The sequence below is a fragment of the Porcincola sp. LCP21S3_C12 genome (assembly GCF_052118625.1).
GTDB lineage: Bacteria > Bacillota > Clostridia > Lachnospirales > Lachnospiraceae > Porcincola.
In genome coordinates, this window is record NZ_JBQKGW010000001.1 from 157,927 (window position 1) to 178,281 (window position 20,355).

Here is a 20,355-nt window from a genome sequence, read left to right on the forward strand (position 1 = left end):
TTCCCATCACCGTCAGGTGAGTTGTTATGGCAGATAGCGGTAGGTTTTTCGAACCTCCGCCTTGCCGGGCCCCCTCCTTCGGGGGACATATTCTTTTTTCGGCTGCAGCCCCACATTCAGGCAGATACCGATTCCTGCAAAGAAGATCACGAGACTCGTGTTCCCGTAACTGACAAAGGGAAGCGTAATCCCTGTATTCGGCAGAAGCCCCGTCGTAACACAGATGTTCAGGGTACTCTGAATGATGATCAGGCTGCCCATTCCGATTGCGATGAGTGCCCCGGCCTTATCCCTTGCCCTCATCGCAATCCGGATGCACAAAAACCCGATGATCAGCTCCAGAATGACAATCAGGACGCAGCCGGCAAATCCTAGCTCTTCGCCTGCAACCGCAAAGATAAAGTCTGTCTGCGACTCGGAAATAAAGTTGCCATTCTTGACAGAGTTGATGGCATCGTTATTGAGTCCCTTTCCGAACAGCTGTCCTGAACCGATCGCGATGATCGAATTCTGCTGCTGCATGGCCGCCTCCGGGTACTGCGACGGATGGAGCCAGGCGAGAATCCGGAGAACCTGATAATTTTTCTCCCCGATTCCCGGCTGGTTCAGCAGTCTGTTCAGAACAATCAGAACAGCCGGAACCGCCACTGCCAGAACGCCGATGACAATCTTCATGCTGAGCCCGGCTGCAAACATTATAACACAGAATGCCGCCGCTGTCGCAATGGTCGTCGAGAGATCCGGCTCTTTCAGGGTCAGAAACAATGGAATTCCTGCAAGAATCAGCGTGAGCAGAATCATCCAAAGTGAATTGATCCGGTTCTCGTAATGAGCAAAGAAACCCGAGAAAAACAGGATCAGCACCAGCTTCATCAGATCTGATGGCTGGAACTGGATCCCGGCGATGGTGATCCACCTTGTCGCACCGCCGATGTTCTCACCGAAAACCAGGACGGCCGCCAGCAGCAGACATACTCCCACATAAAAGATCCAGCGGAAATGCAGCAGATACGTATAGTCTGCCAGCGACAGGACAACCATTGCAATGATCCCGATGACCATTCCAACCAGCTGTCTGGACTGGTAGGACTCCTGCGCACTTCCAATGACAAGCAGCCCGATCGTGGCAAGGAGAATGCATGCCCCTGCGAGCGGGAAGCTGTAATTTCTGATTCGATATTGTCTGAACATGAAGATTCCTCTCCCGGCATCAGGCCTTTTTCTGCGTTCCGTCCGTCCCTGACACGCTGTCGGCAGCTCCCCTTATATTTTTCCCGGGCAGCTTCTTGCCATGAAGAATGGCGTCGAACAAGTCTCCTGACAACGGCTCCAGACTGATGTGCCCTTCCCGAAGACAGGCGACCTTCGGATCCGGCGCGTACTCCCTGTCGATCTCCGTTTTCCGGATTCCCGAGACAGCCCTGTGTCCGGCGATCGATATCTCAAATGGCTTCAGCACCGTTCCGGATATGAATGAATGCTCGTTTCCGGAAGCCCCCGCCCTCAGAATGCCCATGGCAATCCCGAGCACAACGATGCTGCCGTCCGACACCACCTCGGCACCGGGCTGTACATCCCCCAGAATCACGACCGTCCGGCCGAAGGACAGCCGCTGGCCATTTTTCAGAGACTGCGTGACCAGAGCAGCTGAGTTCTCGGTTGTATCGCGGATATTCTTTGCAATCAGCTCGGCCTCCTTCTCCTGCCGGGAGGCATCCTCGTCGATGATGCAGGTAATATCGAGCTGACAGCTGTCCGTAATCGCCTTCACCAGAAGGCGCTGTTCCTCATCGCTCAGCACCCTGCCCTGAAAGCGCACCGCCATCTGTCCGTTTTTGAAAAACTTCGCACTTTTCCGGAATTTGTCCCGGACATCCTCAAGCAAAGTCTCAAACGGGACATCCGATGCGCACAGAAGCGTCAGAACATACTGATTGCTTTTGAGTTCAAACGAAGCCATCCTTCATCTCCCTGATGAATCTGTCAGTTTAGTCATTTCTTGTATTTCCGCTCTGCACCTGAATCGCATGTCCCGGCGTGAGCTCAGAAAGATCCTTCTGGTTGAAGTAATAGTTGACAACGTCCTTCGCGATGGGGGCTGTATTTGCAGAGCTGTAGCCATTCGCGACACGAACAGCCAGTGCCATCGTCGGCTTGTCAGACGGGGCGAATCCGACAAACTGTGCATGGTTCGGCTTTGTCACAACCTCCTGCGCGGTTCCGGTCTTTCCGGACACGCTGACCCCCTTGTACCCGGTGAAGGCGCTGCTGTTCTGCACCACCTGCTTCATTCCCTCATGGATGGCGTCCCAGTCCTCCTGCGGCATCGATACCTGAGAGTGCAGCTTCGGCTCATGTTCCGTCACCGTATTCCCGTTCGAGTCGGTTGTCTTGCTGATCAGGGACAGATCATAGCAGCTGCCCGAGTTTGCGATGGTGGTCACATAGCGGGCAAGCTCCGATACAGTGTAGGCGTTGTCGGACTGCCCCATCGCGCCACGCACTGCATCGTAGGTCAGCAGATGCGGGCTCGTCTCCGGGACCTCGATTCCGGACTTCGAGTCCAGTCCGTACAGGGAAGCATACTGCTGGAGCTTCTTGACGCCGTCCTCATCGTTGTACGTCCCACTCTCGGACCCCAGCCGGTAACCCAGCGTATTGAAGAAGAAGTTGCAGGAATTCTTGATGCCTGCGACCAGATCCTCCGTCCCGTGGATGCCGCCTTCATTGTAGATCCAGCACTTAATCGGTTTATCCGTCTGCTCGAAGATTCCGGAGCAGTAGATCGTCTCCCCGAGGCTCAGCACGCCCTCGCTGAGCGCGGCGGTCGCCGTGACCAGCTTGAAGGTCGACCCCGGCGCCAGAAGCTCCTGGGTAGCCCTGCTGTAGAACGGACTCGACAGATCCGTTGCCAGCTTGTTGTAATAGTCCGAATCCATCTCGTTGACAAGCCGGTTGCTGTCATACCCCGGATAGGTGACGCAGGCTCTGACCGCTCCGTTTGACGGATCTGTCACCACAATTGCCCCGGAGCAGGGCGCCAGCGCCAGCTGCGCCGGCGTGATTTCCAGGTTGTAGATCTTGTCCCGGATGAAATCGTAGGCGGAAAGAGATCCGTCTGACAGGTTATTGTAATCCTGCTCATTCATCTTAAGAACACCCTGGTCAAATAAAAGCATGCACATCTGGGCTCCGGACAGAGAACCCTCCATCAGCATGTAACGGAAAACGTGCTTGCAGAAGTCTGTATCCTTCAGAAGGTCTGCCGCAATATAGTCTGCCAGGGATGAATAGACTTCGTTTGAATCCATATAGCTGGTCTGCTGCACGATCCCATCGATGTTGATCCAGTCCCTGGAAATTGCATAGGACAGGTAATCCTTCAGGCTGATGGTGCCGGCCTTCCACGACTTGTAGGTCTGGTCGGTCTTGTCGACAGCCTCCGTGTTCAGGATGCCTGCATTCGGAAGCATGGTGTCGACGATATAGGACTGGTAGACCTTCATCTCATCCGTCAGATCGTTGTAGATGGTCGGAGAATCGCTTGTCAGCTGGCTCTTCAGATCCTTAAAGATCGAAGCGGCCTTTTTCTGGAACTGCTGATAAACCTCCTTCTCGTTGTCAGACGTATCCGCGTTCGAAAGGTGTGAGACACTCAGCACATTGTTCTCGAACAGGGAATAATACACATCGTAGACCGGGATTCGAACCTGGTCAGCAGACGTGATGTAATCTGTATTGATGGATTCCGTATCGACAATGTTCGCCCAGACAATGCCGGCGATGTATTCCTCAAGTATCTGGTAGCAGACCTTCTGAAGATTGGCGTCGATTGACAGATAGATGGAATCTCCCGCCTGAGGCTGTCTGACCGAATCGACGGAGAGTGTTCTGCCCAGGTTGTCGACAAAAATTGTCTCCGATCCCTTCTTCCCCTGCAGACTTGTCTCCATCTCCTTCTCAAGGCCGACCTTCCCCACAACGTCGGTCGAATCGTAGGAGGAATCTTTTTGCTGCAGATCCTTCAGCTCGTCCTCTGAAACCTTCCCGGTGTACCCGATAATCGGTGCAAAATACATCGCATCGTTGTAAACCCGCTTGTAGTCCTCTGTTACCTGGATTCCCTTCAGCTCCCCGGTATTCTCCAGAAGCTGTGAGACCGTCTCGGAGCTGACATCCGTCGCAATCGTGATGGCATTGTACCGCTGATAGCTGTTCTGCTGGAGCAGGCTCCGGAAATGACACAGCTTCAGCACTTCCTCCGGAGTGTAGCTTTCCGGAAGGTTCCATTTTTCACGGTCCGCCTTCGTGACGCTTTCTGTCCCGATTCCGAAGTACTTGTCACTGCACAGAAGGGCAATCAAGTCTGCTGCGCTCATATCCACCTGCTTCGGGGAAAGCTCATCGATTGTCTTGTACCCGAACAGATCCGCCTTGAACCGGCTGAGATTGAATCCCTTCACATTGTAAACATACTGTCCGTCAGCATTCAGACTGATCTGAAAATCATCTGACACGCTGTCCCCATGGCTCTCAATCACCTTGATGGTATTGTAGAGGATGCCATTGAGTGTGAGATTGTGGTCGCGATTGCTGCTGTAGCTGCTGCTGTCCTCCATCGTCACATCGTACACCAGCTGATTGTAGGCCAGCAGTTTTCCGTTTACATCGTAGATCTCGCCTCTCGTCGGCTTCAGGGTCTTGGTCCGGAGAATCTGCATGGTATGATTTTCATCGTAGTTCTCCCCGTTGATGATCTGAAGCGTGAACAGTCGGATGATCATGACCGCTGTCATGACAATGGAAAGCACCACGATGATGGCAACCCTCGGCCTCAGGCCGATGGAACTGATCCGTTTCCTGCTTTTTTTCTCTTTCTCTCTATCCTTCAATTTTCGCCTCACACGGAAAAGTAACCCCTGATTGTCTTTTTATTGATCAGGTAGTTCAGCTGATAGACAAAAACCCCGAGAATGACCGTATAAATCAGTTCCGGGATGATGATTCTTCCGAAGTAAAAGAAGAAATGAATCCTTCCTCTCAGCAGGAAGGAACCAATGTACTGGTACAAACCACACAGCAGATCCGACAGCCCGATCAGAAGCATCGGTGTCTTGATATCATCATCATAGAAGATTCGATACGCGAAACCTGCCAGGAAACCGATCCATGCATAGATCAGCGCATAGTAGCCAACTCTGCCGCCGGAGAACAGATCGATCAGAAGACCGGTCCAGAAACCCATCAGCATGCCTGTCCGGCTGCCGCACATCAGCGCAAAGCTCGCCGTCAGAATGACGGCCAGATTCGGCTCGATGGACGCGATGCAGAACGCCTCCGGCCAGGCAGTCTGAAGAAGGGCCGTGACGATGCACAGAAGTGTCAGAGCAATTCGTCTTTTCATTGCTGGCCTCCCGCATTCTGACCGGACGTTCCGGCTGCTGCTCCGTCTCCCCCCGCTGTGCTCCCGTTTTCCGGACTGGCGGCGGCAGCATCCGCATTTGTGCTTCCTGTGCTTTTGGCCGGGTCTGCTTCAGAAGCTGCCGTCTCCGACTCGTCTGCCGCGCCGGCGGCCGCTTTTGCGCGCTCCTCCTTGTCATTCTTTGCATCGTCCGAGCTCGCTACGTAGTTCTTGAGCGTCCGGATGACAAGAACCTCCTGAAGATGCCTGAAGTCCACAACCGGCGTCAGCTGACCGGACTTTGTCAGATTGTTCGCATCGTTGTTCAGCTCCGAAATATATCCAATCAGAATCCCGGGAAGATACTTCTCCGAGATATTGCTTGTCACGACCTTGTCTCCGACATGAACGTGGTTGTTGTCATCCAGAAGCTTCACCAGTGAGATGGTTCCCTGGTCGATCAGCTGCAGGTTCCCGGCTACGATACAGGTATCGGAAGTAGTCGATACCATCGCGGAGACGTTGCTGTCGTCGTCAATAATGGAACGGACAGTCGCCCAGTTCGGCCCGACCTTTGTCACAATTCCGACGAGTCCTGCCCCTGCCATGACGTTGCAGTCCACCTGGATTCCGTCATTGGTCCCTTTATCGATCGTGAACGTATTGTACCAGTTGCTGCTTCCCCTTGAGATCACGTTTGCCCCGACCATGTCATAATCCGAATACTGGTTCTTCAGGTCCAGCAGCGTCTGCAGCCGCGTCAGCTCTTCCTTGTTCAGCACAAGTTCACTGTTCTCTGCCGTCAGCTTGTCAACCTTTTCCTGAAGTTCCTTGTTCTTCTCCTGCAGGCTTGCAGATCCCTCCAGGTTTGTCGACAGCCCGGACAGATACTGTCCGAAGCTGTTCATGCTTCTCTGAAGCGGTGTGACCAGGACTTTCAGGACATTCCCGGCCGGCCCGGACGCAGCGTCCGGAAATATGATGGAAAGTGCAATCAGACCCGCGCAGATGACGGTAATCACACCGAGCAGGGTCTTTCCGCTGTTTTTATCTTTATTCATCTTGACCGGACTCCTTCACCAGACTGGCGACCGCATCAGAGGATGCAGTTCCTTTTCATTGATCATTGTCACAATCCCGCGAATTGTCGAATTCTTCGGGTCCTGTATATGATACACCGGAAGAGACAGCTGCTTCTGAATATAAACCGGCAGATTCTGCAGCATGGACACGCCGCCTGTCAGAAAAATTCCCTCTCTCATGATATCCTTCCGAAGCATGGGAGGCGTCCTGTCCACTACAGACCGGATTTCCTCCACAATCCGGTCGACTGTACCGAGTACCGATACGGACACAGCCAGAGCCGGAATCATGTCAGATTTCGGAAGCCCGGAAAGCATGTGGACGCCGAACACCTTCTGTTCTATTCTGGGGCCATTGATCATGAATGCCAGATTGTTCTTCAGGCTTTCAGCCGTCTTCAGCCCGATGCTGATGTTGAATTTGCGCCTGACCATCGTTGCAATGTCCCGGTCAAGCTCCATGCCGCCCTCCCGCATCGTGCGCCCGATCACCACCTGACCTTCGGAGAGGACGGCAATCTCCGTCGTATCCGCGCCGATATTCACAATCATATGTCCCGCCGGGCTGAGCACCGGCAGTCCCACCGAGACGGCATCCGCCACAGCTTTGTCGACCAGATGAACCTTCCCCGGACTGAGCGTGGAATTCATGACATTGTAAAAGGCCCTCTGCTCTACGGGCGTAACCTGTGAGGGAACAGCGAGGCAAATTCCCGCGCTCTTCTGTGAAAAGGTTGTGAACTTTCTGAGCGTCTGCGTCAGGACGATCTCCATGTCAGAAGCATTTGCAATTACACCGCCCGACATCGGACGGGAAACGCGGATATTCCTCGGATTCTTCCCGAACATCTCCCACGCATCGTTCCCGATTGCCAGAACCCTTCTGCCGCTGACAGCAATCATATTCCGGCTCTCCATGAACTTCTCTCCGCTTTTGTCGCGGAGCTTCAGCGTGTCGGTCCCCAGGTCGACACCCACCATATTTGAAAAAAGCATTAAAGAATCTCCTCCGCAGCTGACCGCCCTGCATCCGGATCCCTGATCAGCTTCGCGAGGCTGACCGCCCTTCTGTCTCCGATAATGATATGGTCCAGAAGCGGAATCCCGATTACACTGCCGGCATCCCTGACACGCTGTGTCAGACTGATATCCTCCGGGCTCGGATCAGGCTCCCCGCTTGGATGATTATGAATGAGGATGATGGAAACAGCCCTGTGGTTCAGCGCACTGATAAAAATCTCCCTCACCCCGATGACCGTCCCGTTCACCGTTCCGCTCGATATCACCTCGTCGCCCAGAAGACGTCCCCTGGTATCAAGCATCACAACAAGCGCCATCTCCTGCCGCCTGTGCCTGAGATCTTCCATATAATAAAGGGCAACCTCCCGCGGCTGGCTGAAAAACGGCGTCTTTCCCCTCACCGACTTGGCTATCCTCCTGGACAGTTCGGCAATACAGGTCAGCTGCATGGCCTTTACCCTGCCGATCCCGTGCACCTTCATCAGCTCCGGAATGGTCGCGCTGCAGAGCCCGGCAATTCCCTCCGCCCCGAAGGAGTCCATCAGGCTTCTCGACATCTCGATGACAGAGATGCCTTCCGATCCTGTCCGCAGCACAACGGCCAGAAGCTCAACCTCCGTGAGCACGCCCGGTCCACCCGAGGCGCACTTTTCATAAGGCCGCTCCTCTTCCCGCAGCTTCCGGAGTGCAGCAGAGCCTGCCTGTCTCAGATAAACCGACTGACGATCCTGTTTCATGTGTACGCACCATGCGCACATTCTCCCACCTGAAAGGCTCCGGGCCACCTGCCTGGAAAGCCTTGCAGTTTATTCTAATGAATGCTCCCTCTAAAGTCAAATGCCGCGAACGTCCATTTCCGCCTGCGGTCTCAGGCTGTCATCTTGCCAGCGCAGTGATGGCCTCTGCAACCCTGAGGCCGTCAACGGCTGCCGACGTGATGCCGCCTGCATAGCCCGCTCCCTCTCCACAGGGGTAGATCCCTGGAAAATGAATGGCCTGCAGGTCTTCTCCGCGCTCAATCCGAATCGGCGAGGATGTCCGGCTCTCGACGCCGGCAAGGAGCGCAGACGAATCCGCAAAGCCGTGAATCTGCCTGTCCCATGCCAGAATTCCCTCCTCGATCGCTCCCGCAATCTGCTCCGGCAGAATGCGTCTCACGTTGGCAGCCGCATACTGCCCGCGAAACTTCGGCCCTGTCTTCCACATTTCCGCTTCTGTCAGATCTTCCGGGCTGCACAGCGGCCTTTCGGACAAGGCCGGTCCTGCCAGTGACGGTGCCCTGTGTACAGCGTCAGAAGACGACCCCGCGTTTCTTCCAGCTTCCCTGTATGCCCCGAACGTCTGGACCGGGATGGCTCCCCGCCCGGCTAGAAAAGCTGCCCGCTCCAGTCGGCGCTGAAACTCTACCCCGGCAAAAAGCCCGGGATCCGGCCTGCCGGTCTGCAGAAGGTCCGGATTTTCCCTCCGGCTGTCGCTGAGATATCCCCGGATATCCTGAGGAGACACGGTAACGACAACCGCACTGTTGGCGAAGCCGGAGCCTCTGTCGTGATTGCTCATGCCGTTGACCGCCAGAAGTCCCTCCTCCGACGATGCATTGACGACATAGCCCCCCGGGCACATGCAGAATGAATAGACGCCCCGCCCGTCCGGAAGCCTGTGCGTCAGCTTGTACGGTGCGGGCGGCATCTCATACGGACATCCAGCCCCATAGAGCGCCCTGTCAATCATTCCCTGCGGATGCTGAATCCGGAGTCCGACGGCGAACGCCTTCGCCGTCATGCTCAGGCCTGCATCGTACAGCATCCGGAAGGTATCGCGCGCGGAATGTCCGACCGCCAGGACGAGTACATCCGTCAGCAGACGGGTTTTCAAGGTCCCGGTTCCCTTGTCCGTCTGCTGACGCTCTGTCACAATTTCCCAGATCTCCCGCTCCTGGCAGCTTCCGGCTTTCCCGGCAGGCTTCACACAGATCAGCTTCTCCGAGAAGCGGACCTCTCCGCCCAGGGCAATGATTTCATCCCGTATGTGCGCGACCGCTCCCCTCAGCACATCGGTTCCGATGTGCGGCTTGTAGGAATACAGAATATCGGGATCAGCGCCGGCCTCCACAAATGTCTCCAGCACGAACCGGATCCTTCCGAAGGCATCCTTCACCCCAGTATTGAGCTTGCCATCCGAGAATGTGCCTGCCCCGCCTTCCCCGAACTGAACGTTCGATTCCGGATTCAGCCTGCCGCCTTCCCAGAACCTGGCCACCGTCTCCGTCCGCTGCAGAACACTCTGCCCGCGTTCAATCAGGACTGGCCGCAGGCCTGCCCTCGCAAGAGAAAGGCCGCAGAACAGTCCTGCAGGCCCCGTCCCGACGATGACCGGTCTCAGCGCTTCCTGCTGCCCGCTGAACTTTCCTCCGTTTCCGTCTTCCGCTTTCCGGCCATGTCCTGTGCCTGCTGCCGGAAGCGTATAACGGACCTCCTGAGCCCTGATGACATTCCGGTCTCTGTTTCTGCCCAGAATTTTCTGTTCCGTCCCGGGATCTTTCAGCGTGACATCAACGGTAAATACATAGAAGATATCCGGCTTTTTCCGGGCATCGACAGATTTTCTCCTGATCTGCATCGAGAAGTCATCCTCCCGCCGAAGATGCAGGATCCTGCTTACCTTCGCCCGGAGAGCCTCCGCCCCCTCATCCGGCCGGCACTTGATCTGGGAAATCTGTATCATATGTCTCCTCTCTCCGGTCCCTGCAGCGGTCAGCAGCCTTCTGCCGCGTGCTTTCCGGCCACATAGCCGCTCGACCAGGCCCACTGCAGATTATATCCGCCGCAGGGTCCGTCAAGATCCAGCAGCTCCCCCGCAATGTAAAGACCTGAAAGCGCCTGTCTTCGGCAGGCCAGTGTCTTTTCGTCCACCTCGCCGAGTGCGATGCCCCCGGCGCAGACCTGGCAGCTGTCAAACCCGCGGACATGGTCCGCCTTCAGCCTGAAGTCCTTGATCAGCTCTGACAGGCTCCGGATCAACATTCTGTCCATGCTGCCTGCCGTATCCGGAACGTGCGCCCCGCGCTGCCCGTTTTCGGCTGTCCATCTGTCAAGAACGGTCTGGATCAGCTGCTGCGGAAGGAGGCCGCAGAGGGCAAGCCGCAGGGGCGCATCCGGGTGATTCTGCCCATAATGTGTAAGAATTGTCTCAACCTCATCCTCGGTGAACGCCGGGATCAGATCCAGTCTCAGTTCCACCTGTTTTCCTTCCTTCAGCGCCCTGGATACCTTCCGGCTGACCTGGAAGACCACAATTCCGGACAAATCCGATGCCGTGAACTGGAGCTGACCGATGTCCCGGCAGAGCGGAAGCCCGTCTGCCCACGCACTGACCCCTGCCGTCATGCGTACGCCGGCAAGCGGAGAAAGCAGTCTTCTGCCGTCCCGGACGGCAATGCCCGTCAGCGCGGGAACAACCTCCGTGACATGCAGGCCAAGCGCCTTCGCCAGCAGATAGCCGCTTCCATCGGAGCCGGTCTTCGGCGCTGCCTTTGACCCGCAGGCAAGGATGACGGCATCCGCCTCGTATTTCCAGCTGTCCGTAAGGACCGTCCATCCCTTTTCTGTCCGCTCAAGTCCCACCGCACGGCATGCATACCGCAGGCGGACGCCCAGCTCCTTCATCTGCTGGAGCAGAATCTCGAGGACGCTGCCGGACTGACCTGACAGCGGATAGACATAGGTTCCATGCTTCACCGTCGTCAGAAGGCCCATCTGGTGAAAGAGATCCAGCGTGTCATTCACAGAGAACTGACCCAGCACCGAGGCTGCCATCGAGACAGCCTCCCTGTCATTTTCCGAGAGGTAGGAGGCGGCCGTTCTCGGCGCAGTGTTTGTGAGGTTGCAGCGGCTGTTGCCGGTCATGAGAAGCTTTCTTCCCGGAAGCTTCATCGCCTCGAGCACGGTAACGTCCGCACCAGCCTTCGCCGCGGCGATCGCCGCCATCATGCCGCTTGCACCGCAGCCCACGATGAGAACACGCCGGCTCATGAAAGCTTCACCAGGCCGCACTCATACAACCTCTGGAGAGACTTCAGGATTCCGAACTTCCCGTGCTCAAAGGTCAGTCCGCCCTGGAAATAGACGGCATACGGCGGCTTGATCGGGCCGTCCGCCGACAGCTCGATCGAGGAGCCTGAAACGAATGCCCCGGCTGCCATGATGACGTCCGAATCATATCCCGGCATTGCCCACGGCTGCGGCGTCACATAGCTGTCAACCGGAGCTGCCTGCTGAATGCCCTCGCAGAAATGAATGACGCCCTCGGGGAATCCGAACTCGATGGCCTGAATGATGTCATTTCTCCGCTCTTTGCTGCCTGGAATGACATGAAAGCCGAGCTGCTCATAGAGACTGGCCGCGAAGATCGAGGTCTTGAGCGCCGCTGCCGTGACCGTCGGCGCCAGGAAGAAGCCCTGGTAAAGCTGCCTGAGCACATTCAGGCTTGCTCCGACTTCCCGCCCCAGTCCCGGGGAGGTCAGCCGGACAGCGCAGTTTTCGATGCATTCCTTCGTCCCGGCAATATAGCCCCCGATCGGGGCCAGCCCGCCGCCCGGATTCTTGATCAGCGACCCGACTGTCATGTCCGCCCCGAAGTCAGATGGCTCCGTCCGGTCGACAAACTCGCCATAGCAGTTGTCAACCATAACGATGATGTCCGGACGCCGCTCCTTGACAAACTGAATGGCCTCCCCGATGGCATCGACACTGAGCGAAGGCCGGGTCAGATATCCCTTTGAACGCTGAATCTCCACCAGGTGCGTCTTTTCTCCAAGTGCCTGCTCAATCGCCTCGAAGTCAAAGCTTCCGTCCGGTTTCAGCTCAACCTGCCTGTAGGTCACGCCATACTCTGCCAGCGACCCCCTCGAGGGCCGGATGCCGATGACCTCTTCCAGGGTGTCATAGGGCTTTCCGCTGATCGAGATCATCTCGTCGCCCGGCCGCAGATTGGCCGAGAGCGCCAGGGACAGGGCATGCGTGCCGCATGTAATCTGCGGACGCACAAGCGCATCCTCCGTGTGAAACGTATCGGCATAGACCTTCTCAAGATCATCTCTTCCGGCATCGTCATAGCCATAGCCTGTCGACCCGTTGAAGTGCTCCGCAGAGATCCGGTTCTTCTGAAAGGCTGCGAGGACCTTCATCTGATTGTATGCAGCCGTCCGGTCGGCCTCGCGGAAACGATCCTCCAGCTTCTCCGCCGTCCGCTCTCCCAGCTCATAGATCTCTCTGGAAACGCCCATCGTCTCCGCCATTTTCTCCATTGAAGGTTGTATCACTTTCCCATGTCCTCCTTTTGTTCTTCTATCTGAATGATACCGCGGCGCTGCAGGATATCGAGCATCGCCGCAAGGATTCTGTCCGGATCCCGCCCATAGTCCTGCTTCCGGATCCATGTCACATCCCGCTCACGCCGAAACCAGGTCAGCTGGCGCTTGGCAAAATGCCGGGTATCCCGCTTTATCCTGCGGACAGCCTCCTCGTAAGGAATCAGCCCGTCCAGATAATCCATCATTTCCTTGTATCCAAGCCCCTGCATGGACGTCATTTCTCTGGTGATGCCCCCTGCCCGAAGCGTTCTGACCTCTTTCTCAAGCCCCTGCCGGATCATTTGTTCCACGCGCTGATCAATGCGGCGGTAGAGCTCATCCCGCTCGTCCTCGAGAACAAAATAGACGAATCGATAGGGGGACGTCTTGTTTCGCTCCTCACGGTTATGGGCTGACATCGTCTGCCCGGTCTGCTGATGGTACTCAATGGCACGGATCGTCCGCTTTACATTGTTTGGATGAATCTGCTCTGCCGCATCGGGATCCACCTCCCTGAGCATCTCGTGCAGCCGCTCTTTCCCCGAAGGTTCTCTTCCAATCGCCTCAAGCTCCCGCCTCAGGCTCATATCCCCGTCATTCTCTGTAAAATCAACGTCATAGACGACGCCCTGGATATAAAACCCTGTTCCCCCGGTCAGGATCGGGATATGCCCCCGGGACCAGATTCCGTCCATCGCCATTTTCGCCAGCCGCTGGAAAAGCGCGGCATCGAACGGCTCATCCGGATCCAGAACATCGATCAGATGGTGCGGAACACCCCGCATTTCGTCCGGACGGATTTTCGCGGAGCCGATATCCATCCCCCGGTAGACCTGCATGGAATCTGCAGATATGATCTCCCCGCCGATCTTCTCTGCCAGACGGACGGAAAGCTCTGTCTTGCCTGAGGCAGTCGGCCCCGTCAGCACGATCAGTTTTTTCTTTTCCTCTTCCTGCCCCATATTCCTTTCCTTTCAGCCTCTGGCCTTCCGACTGTCCGCGCCGTTCCTGCCCTTCACCCTTTTCTCTGCCAAAGATCAGACAATTCGCCGGAACTTCTTCTCAAGCTCGCTCTTTGTCATGGAGATGATGGTCGGACGTCCATGCGGGCAGTTGTATGGATCCTCCAGCGAGAGCAGCTCCGTAATCAGCGCATCCGCCTCCTGCGTGCTCAGTCTCGTGTTGCCCTTGACAGCTGCCTTGCAGGCCATGGTCGCAATCCTCGCCGTCACTTCCTCCATCGATGTCTTCCCGGTATCCGGTGACAGCTGATCGAGCATCTCCAGGAAAAACTCCTTTTCTGTCAGTCCGAACAGATCCTGAGGGACAGCCGAGATCGCGTAATCCCTGTCGCCGAACGGCCGGATCTCAAATCCCAGCTGCTCAAATGTATCTCTGTGCGCTCTCAGCTGATCTTCCTCCGCCATCGTCAGCGAGACGATAATCGGAGGACTCAGCCGCTGGGAAGCCGCCTCCTTGTCACGAAAGCGCTTCATCAGCCGCTCGAACATGACCTTCTCATGGGCCGCGTGCTGATCGATGATATAGAGACTGTTTCTGAATTCCACAATCCAGTAGGTATCAAATACCTGACCGATGAGACGGTGCTCTTTTACATGCTCCTTTGACAGGAAAAATGCGTTGTCATCCTCCGGCGCAAGCTCCTCGAGCGTCACCTGTCTCCCTGTGACGGCGTCCTCTCCTGAGGCGGATCCTGCAGAAGCCTTCTTTTCTGATTCTTCCACCTGACGGCTGTCTTTTCCGCCCTGGAAATTGTGATGGGCGTCCAGAAACGCAGCCGCCTGGTCCAGAAAGTTTTTTCCTTCAGCCAGCCTGCTCCGTCTGGCCGATTCCTCCCGCTGCCCGGATATGCCCGGGTACATGGCACTGTAAGGGGAGTCCGCCGCAGCCGGATGCTCTTCCCGCAGTTTCTGGAAATTGTAGCCGTTACCTGCTCCCGGGGCCGCTGCGGTTCCCTCTCTTCTATGATCTGCCCCCGGGCTGTCAGCCAAACACGCAGATGAAGCTTCCTGCGCCTTCCATCCCGGATTTGTTTCCTCCGCCAGCTGCTGCCTTCGCTGAAATTCGAACGGTTCCGGAGCCGTCTCCTTTTTCAACACTTCCTGCGCCAGCTTTTTTGCTTCTTTGGCGTGATCCTCCTTCCCGAAACTGGTGCGGATGATCAGCTCCCTGTGCGTCAGTGCCCCCTTCACCGCTGTCTTTACGAAATTGTATACCGCAGGGCCGTCCGCAAAGCGGACCTGCGCCTTGGCCGGATGGACATTGACATCGACCAGCGTTCCATCGAGATCCAGTGCCAGAATCAGAAAAGGAAAACGATGCTGCATCAGGAAGGTCTCGTAGCCTTCCTCCGCCGCCTTTGACAGAATATTGCTTGCGATCAGCCGTCCGTTCACATAGTAGATTTCGTATGTCCGGTTTCCTCTTGAAATCTGCGGCTTGCCGAGAAACCCGTGAAGGTGCATGCCGGTCGCCTCGTCGGTCTGATCCACCTCGATCAGATTGCCGCTGATCTCCCGCCCGAAGATACGGTAGATGACGTCCGCCTGCTTTCCATTGCCGGAGGTAGCCAGCTTTGTCGTCCCGTTGGCCATGAACTTGATGGCCAGCTCCGGATGGGACAGCGCAAGCCGTTCGACAAACTCCGCAATGTACCCTGCCTCCGTCTGAGCCGACTTCAGGAACTTCCGTCTGGCCGGCGTATTGTAGAACAGGTCCCGGCAGACAAATGTGGATCCGTTCGGAGCTCCGATCTCCTCCATACCGGTCTCGATCCCGCCCTCAATGCGGTACCGGGTTCCGACCAGGCTCTCCTGCGGTTTTGTAATCAGCTCCACGCGGCTTACAGCTGCAATGCTGGAGAGCGCCTCGCCGCGGAACCCGAAGGACCGGATGCTGGTCAGATCATCGACCTTCTCGATTTTGCTGGTGGCATGGCGCAGGAACGCGGTGCGGACCTGGTCCGCCGGGATCCCGCCCCCGTCATCGGTCACCCGGATCATCGTAATGCCGCCGTCTCGGATCTCCACCGTAATGGCGGTTGCCCCGGCATCGATGGCATTCTCTGTCAGCTCCTTCACGATGCTCCTCGGCCTTTCAACGACCTCCCCGGCTGCGATCTTGTCAATTGTCGCCTGCTCCAGCAGATGGATGACCGCCATGACGCCCTCCTTTCGTCCTGATTTCTGTCTCACTCCGGATGACCGGATGACCTGATTCCTCGCTTCTGTGCAGTCAGGCCATCCCGGTATCACTCGAATCTTCCCCTGAAAAGACCTGCGCACCCGGCCCCGGATGCTGCAGGACAACGATCTGCTCAGGCTCCGTTCCAGCGGTTCTTCATCTTGTTCTGGAGCGCATAGATCGTGTTGAGCGCATCGAGCGGTGTCAGGTGCGTCACATCGATCTCCATCAGTTCCCTCACGATATCCGCATCCGAGACCGTATCAAAAAGCGACATCTGGTTCATATCCACCTCGTCCACCTTATGGCGCTTTTTCTTCGGCTTCTCAGCGTCGTCCGTCTCCGTGATCTCCTGTACCTTCTCGGTGATGTCGCTGTCCGACAGCTCCGCTGCCAGCTCCTTCGCACGACTGATGACGTCGTCCGGCACACCGGCCAGCTTTGCGACCTGGATTCCGTAGCTTTTATCCGCTCCGCCGCGCACGATCTTCCTGAGGAACACGATGTCATCACCCTTCTCACGGACCGCAATGCAGTAGTTGTTGATGCCGGGAATCTTTCCCTCGAGCTCCGTGAGCTCATGGTAATGGGTGGCGAACAGTGTCTTGGCACCGAGCTTCTTTGTGTCAGCGACGTGCTCGACAACTGCCCAGGCAATCGAGAGACCGTCGTAGGTGGATGTCCCGCGCCCGATCTCATCGAGGATCAGAAGAGAGTTCTTCGTCGCCTGGCGCAGAATATTCGCCACCTCGCTCATTTCCACCATGAAGGTGGACTGACCGCTCGCCAGGTCATCGGAAGCGCCAACCCTCGTGAAGATCCGATCGACGATGCCGATATCCGCCGATTTGGCAGGAACAAAGCTTCCGATCTGCGCCATCAGCACAATCAGGGCGCTCTGCCGCATATAGGTGGACTTTCCGGCCATATTCGGGCCGGTGATGATGCTGACCCTGTTTTTATGATTGTCCAGCACGGTGTCATTGGGGATGAATTCCCCGGAGGACATCATCTGCTCCACAACCGGATGGCGGCCTTCCCGGATGTCGATGGTACCGCGGGTGTTGATCTTCGGACGGACATAACGGTTGCGCTCCGCAACGGCGGCAAGAGAACAGAATACATCCGTCTGGGCCAGTGCCTTTGCGGTCTGCTGGATCCGCAGCGTACAGTCGGAGATTTTATTTCTGAGATCCACGAACAGATCATACTCCAGCTGCACCAGCCGGTCCTGGGCCCCCAGGATGGTCTCCTCCAGCTTTTTCAGCTCCGGTGTGATGTAACGCTCCGCGTTCACCAGCGTCTGCTTGCGGATATAATCCTGGGGAATCTCCCCGCGGTAGCTGTTCGGAATCTCCAGATAATAGCCGAAGACCTTGTTGTAGCGGATTTTCATTTTCTGGATGCCGGTCCGCTCCTTCTCCCGGGCTTCGATGTCTGCCAGCCACTGTTTTCCATCCGTCTTCGCCGATCTGAGATGGTCGACCTCCTCGCTGTATCCCTCGCGGATGAATCCGCCCTCCCTCACGGAGACAGGCGGATCGTCGACAATGGCCTTCCCGATCAGCCCGCAGACATCCTCCAGCGGGTCGATTTCCTCCCGAATGGAAGAAAGAAGCGGCGACTGGAATTCCTGAAGCGCTGTCCGGATCGCCGGAACCATGCCAAGCGAGGTTTTCAGGGCAATCAGATCTCTTGGGTTCGCCGTCATGAAGGCGATTCTGGAGATCAGCCGTTCCAGGTCATACACGGGTCCCAGATATTCCCGCAGTTCCTCCCGGGTGATGGCGTTCTGGTTCAGCTCCTCGACTGCCGTCAGCCGGGCCTCGATCTCCTCGCTGTCCACAAGCGGCTGTTCGAGGAAGGAACGAAGCAGCCGCGCCCCCATCGCCGTCTTCGTTTTATCCAGCACCCAGAGAAGCGAGCCTCTCCGGTTCTTTTCCCGCAGCGTCTCCGTCAGCTCCAGGTTCCTCCTTGTGAAGGAATCGAGCACCATGTACTTTCCGATCGAATAGGGCTCGATCGACGTCAGGTTTTCAAGCTTTGTCTTCTGCGTCTCCGTTAGGTACCGCAGCGTCGCGCCTGTCGCCGCCACGCCCGCATCCATGTCCGCAAGACCAAGCCCCTGAAGGTTTCCGACATGGAAATGGTCCTTGATCGACTGTCTGCACTCTTCATCATCAAAGTAGGTGGAATCCAGCGTGAAGATGGTCGCGCCGGTCTGGTCCTTGATCTCCTGAAGATTCAGCCCCGTCAGCTCGAACGCATCGTTGCAGATGATCTCCGCCGGTGAAAACCTCAGAATCTCATCCCGGAGCTTTCGCCTGGAATCGGTCTCTGTCACAAGGAAGGTGCCGGTTGTGATATCGACCGTCGCAATTCCGCTTTTCTCTCCCAGGCAGAACACGCACATCAGATAATTGTTCCGGGAGGCATCCAGGTCATCCGTGTCCAGGTTTGTCCCCGGGGTCACAATCCGGACAACCTCCCGCTTCACCAGTCCTACAGCCTTCTTCGGATCCTCCACCTGTTCGCAGATCGCGACCTTGTGACCATTTTGAACAAGCTTATTCAGATAGGATTCGACGGCATGATGCGGGACACCGCACATGGGTGCCCGCTCCGGAAGGCCGCATTCCTTCCCGGTCAGCGTCAGCCCAAGCTCCTGCGAGACCATCACCGCGTCATCGAAGAACATTTCATAAAAATCGCCGAGGCGGTAAAACAGGATGCAGTCTGCAACCTGCCTTTTCGTCTCGACATAAAGCTTCATCATGGGGGAGAGTTTGTCATAGTCAATCTCATCCAGCAGCATGGTTGCCTCCCGTCATGGTTCCGATATAGTAGAATCCTCTGCACGAATCCAGCCGGACATCCACAATCTGCCCGATCAGAGAGGAATCACCTGGAAAATGCACGACCGTATTCTGCGATGTACGCCCGGTCATAAGGCTGCCATCCTCCCGGTTCACCCGCTCGACGAGCACCCGCAGTGTCTGCCCTTCAAACCGGGAGGTCTCCTCACGTCCGATCTGCTGTACTTCCTTCAGCAGCCTGTCAAAGCGGTCATGGACCACCTCATCCGGGACCTGGTCTTCCATCCTGGCGGCAGCCGTCCCGCTTCGTTTGCTGTAGATGAATGTAAATGCCGAGTCATAGCGGACTTTCCGGACAACATCCAGCGTCTGTTGAAAATCCTCCTCCGTCTCACCCGGGAAGCCGACAATGATGTCCGTCGTGAGAGACAGATCCGGCATCTCCCGCCTCAGTTTTTCAGCCAGCTTCAGGTAGACTTCGCTGGTATAGTGACGATTCATGGCTGAAAGGATCCGGTCTGACCCCGACTGCAGCGGAAGGTGCAGGTGACGGCAGATCTTTTCGGAATGTTTCATGGTTTCGATCAGATCGTCCGATAAATCCTTCGGGTGGGATGTCATGAAACGGATCCGCTCAATCCCGTCGACCTTCTCGACCATCTGAAGAAGCTCAGCGAAGCTGCAGGGCTCCGAAAGCCCTCTCCCATAGGAGTTGACATTCTGCCCCAGCAGCATGACCTCCTTCACGCCATCCCGGGCAAGCTCCGTGATCTCCCGGACAATGTCCTCCGGTTTTCTGCTCTTTTCCCGTCCCCTGACATAGGGAACGATGCAGTAGGTGCAGAAATTGTTGCATCCGAACATGATATTGACGCCGGACTTGAACGGATACGTTCTCTCCGCCGGCAGATTCTCGACGATATGGTCATCTTTCCCCGCAACCTCGATCACCTGCTCTCCTTTGTCCGAGAGCAGGACACGCACCAGAAGCTCGGCAAAGCGGTGCAGATTATGCGTGCCGAAGACCAGACGCACATAGCGGAAATCCTTCCGGATCTTTTCGATCTCATCCGGCTCCTGCATCATGCATCCACACAGCCCGACAATCATCTCCGGGTTCTTTTTTCTGTATGCGGAGAGCCCCCCGAGCCGGCCGTAAACACGGATATTGGCATTCTCCCGGACCGTACAGGTATTGTACAGAACCAGATCCGCATCTTCACTGTCTGTCATCTCGTAGCCTGCCAGTGCCAGGATGCCGCGCAGCTTTTCGGAATCGCGCTCATTCATCTGACAGCCGAATGTGACAACGCAGGCCTTCATCCGTCTGCCAAGCCTTTCTTCCTTCTCCCGGATCAGGTCTGAAGCTTCCTTCAGAAAGTACGCCTGACGCGCGGAGCCGTCCTCCTCGGGCGGCTCCTTTTCCAAATCTGTATGCTGGATCAGTCTCCGAAATTCTTCGGACTCAAAAACTCCGTTCAT

General features: G+C 56.4%; 14 protein-coding genes. All 14 read right to left on the reverse strand.

Features of this window, described 5'->3' with window-relative positions:
- Positions 1–24: 24 nt before the first annotated feature.
- Positions 25–1,191: an FtsW/RodA/SpoVE family cell cycle protein gene (locus ACTQ1N_RS00630; protein ID WP_441953620.1), complete on the reverse strand. Its 1,167-nt coding sequence runs from the start codon at positions 1,189–1,191 to the stop codon at positions 25–27.
- A 19-nt stretch (positions 1,192–1,210) separates the two neighbouring features.
- Entirely contained in the window at positions 1,211–1,960 is a 750-nt protein-coding gene (locus ACTQ1N_RS00635) for a septum site-determining protein MinC (protein ID WP_441953622.1), read from the reverse strand.
- A gap of 28 nt (positions 1,961–1,988) precedes the next feature.
- Positions 1,989–4,892, reverse strand: a complete 2,904-nt coding sequence (locus ACTQ1N_RS00640; RefSeq protein WP_441953624.1) for a penicillin-binding transpeptidase domain-containing protein — start codon at positions 4,890–4,892, stop codon at positions 1,989–1,991.
- Between the two features lie 8 nt (positions 4,893–4,900).
- Positions 4,901–5,404 (reverse strand): rod shape-determining protein MreD, encoded by a 504-nt coding sequence (mreD, locus tag ACTQ1N_RS00645; protein ID WP_441953626.1) that lies wholly within the window; start codon positions 5,402–5,404, stop codon positions 4,901–4,903.
- Positions 5,401–6,462: a rod shape-determining protein MreC gene (gene mreC, locus ACTQ1N_RS00650; protein WP_441953628.1), complete on the reverse strand. Its 1,062-nt coding sequence runs from the start codon at positions 6,460–6,462 to the stop codon at positions 5,401–5,403. Before mreC ends, mreD begins: the two co-directional genes overlap by 4 nt.
- A 15-nt stretch (positions 6,463–6,477) precedes the next feature.
- A complete protein-coding gene (locus ACTQ1N_RS00655) occupies positions 6,478–7,479 on the reverse strand; it encodes a rod shape-determining protein (RefSeq protein ID WP_441953630.1) in 1,002 nt (333 codons plus the stop codon).
- A complete protein-coding gene (radC, locus tag ACTQ1N_RS00660; protein ID WP_441953632.1) occupies positions 7,479–8,240 on the reverse strand; it encodes a RadC family protein in 762 nt (253 codons plus the stop codon). Before radC ends, ACTQ1N_RS00655 begins: the two co-directional genes overlap by 1 nt.
- 139 nt (positions 8,241–8,379) lie before the next feature.
- Positions 8,380–10,227, reverse strand: coding sequence for an NAD(P)/FAD-dependent oxidoreductase (locus ACTQ1N_RS00665; protein WP_441953634.1), 1,848 nt, complete (start codon positions 10,225–10,227; stop codon positions 8,380–8,382).
- 29 nt (positions 10,228–10,256) lie between these two features.
- Positions 10,257–11,534, reverse strand: coding sequence for an NAD(P)/FAD-dependent oxidoreductase (locus tag ACTQ1N_RS00670; RefSeq protein ID WP_441953636.1), 1,278 nt, complete (start codon positions 11,532–11,534; stop codon positions 10,257–10,259).
- On the reverse strand, positions 11,531–12,808 hold the full coding sequence (locus ACTQ1N_RS00675; protein ID WP_441953831.1) for a methionine gamma-lyase family protein: 1,278 nt from the start codon (positions 12,806–12,808) through the stop codon (positions 11,531–11,533). Before ACTQ1N_RS00675 ends, ACTQ1N_RS00670 begins: the two co-directional genes overlap by 4 nt.
- Positions 12,809–12,819: 11 nt before the next feature.
- Entirely contained in the window at positions 12,820–13,815 is a 996-nt protein-coding gene (miaA, locus tag ACTQ1N_RS00680; RefSeq protein WP_441953638.1) for a tRNA (adenosine(37)-N6)-dimethylallyltransferase MiaA, read from the reverse strand.
- Positions 13,816–13,890: 75 nt separating this feature from the next.
- The gene (gene mutL / locus ACTQ1N_RS00685; protein WP_441953640.1) at positions 13,891–16,035 is read right to left on the reverse strand and encodes a DNA mismatch repair endonuclease MutL; all 2,145 of its coding nucleotides are present in this window, start codon (positions 16,033–16,035) and stop codon (positions 13,891–13,893) included.
- A gap of 155 nt (positions 16,036–16,190) precedes the next feature.
- The gene (mutS, locus tag ACTQ1N_RS00690; RefSeq protein WP_441953642.1) at positions 16,191–18,872 is read right to left on the reverse strand and encodes a DNA mismatch repair protein MutS; all 2,682 of its coding nucleotides are present in this window, start codon (positions 18,870–18,872) and stop codon (positions 16,191–16,193) included.
- Positions 18,859–20,355, reverse strand: a complete 1,497-nt coding sequence (gene miaB, locus ACTQ1N_RS00695) for a tRNA (N6-isopentenyl adenosine(37)-C2)-methylthiotransferase MiaB (protein WP_441953644.1) — start codon at positions 20,353–20,355, stop codon at positions 18,859–18,861. Before miaB ends, mutS begins: the two co-directional genes overlap by 14 nt.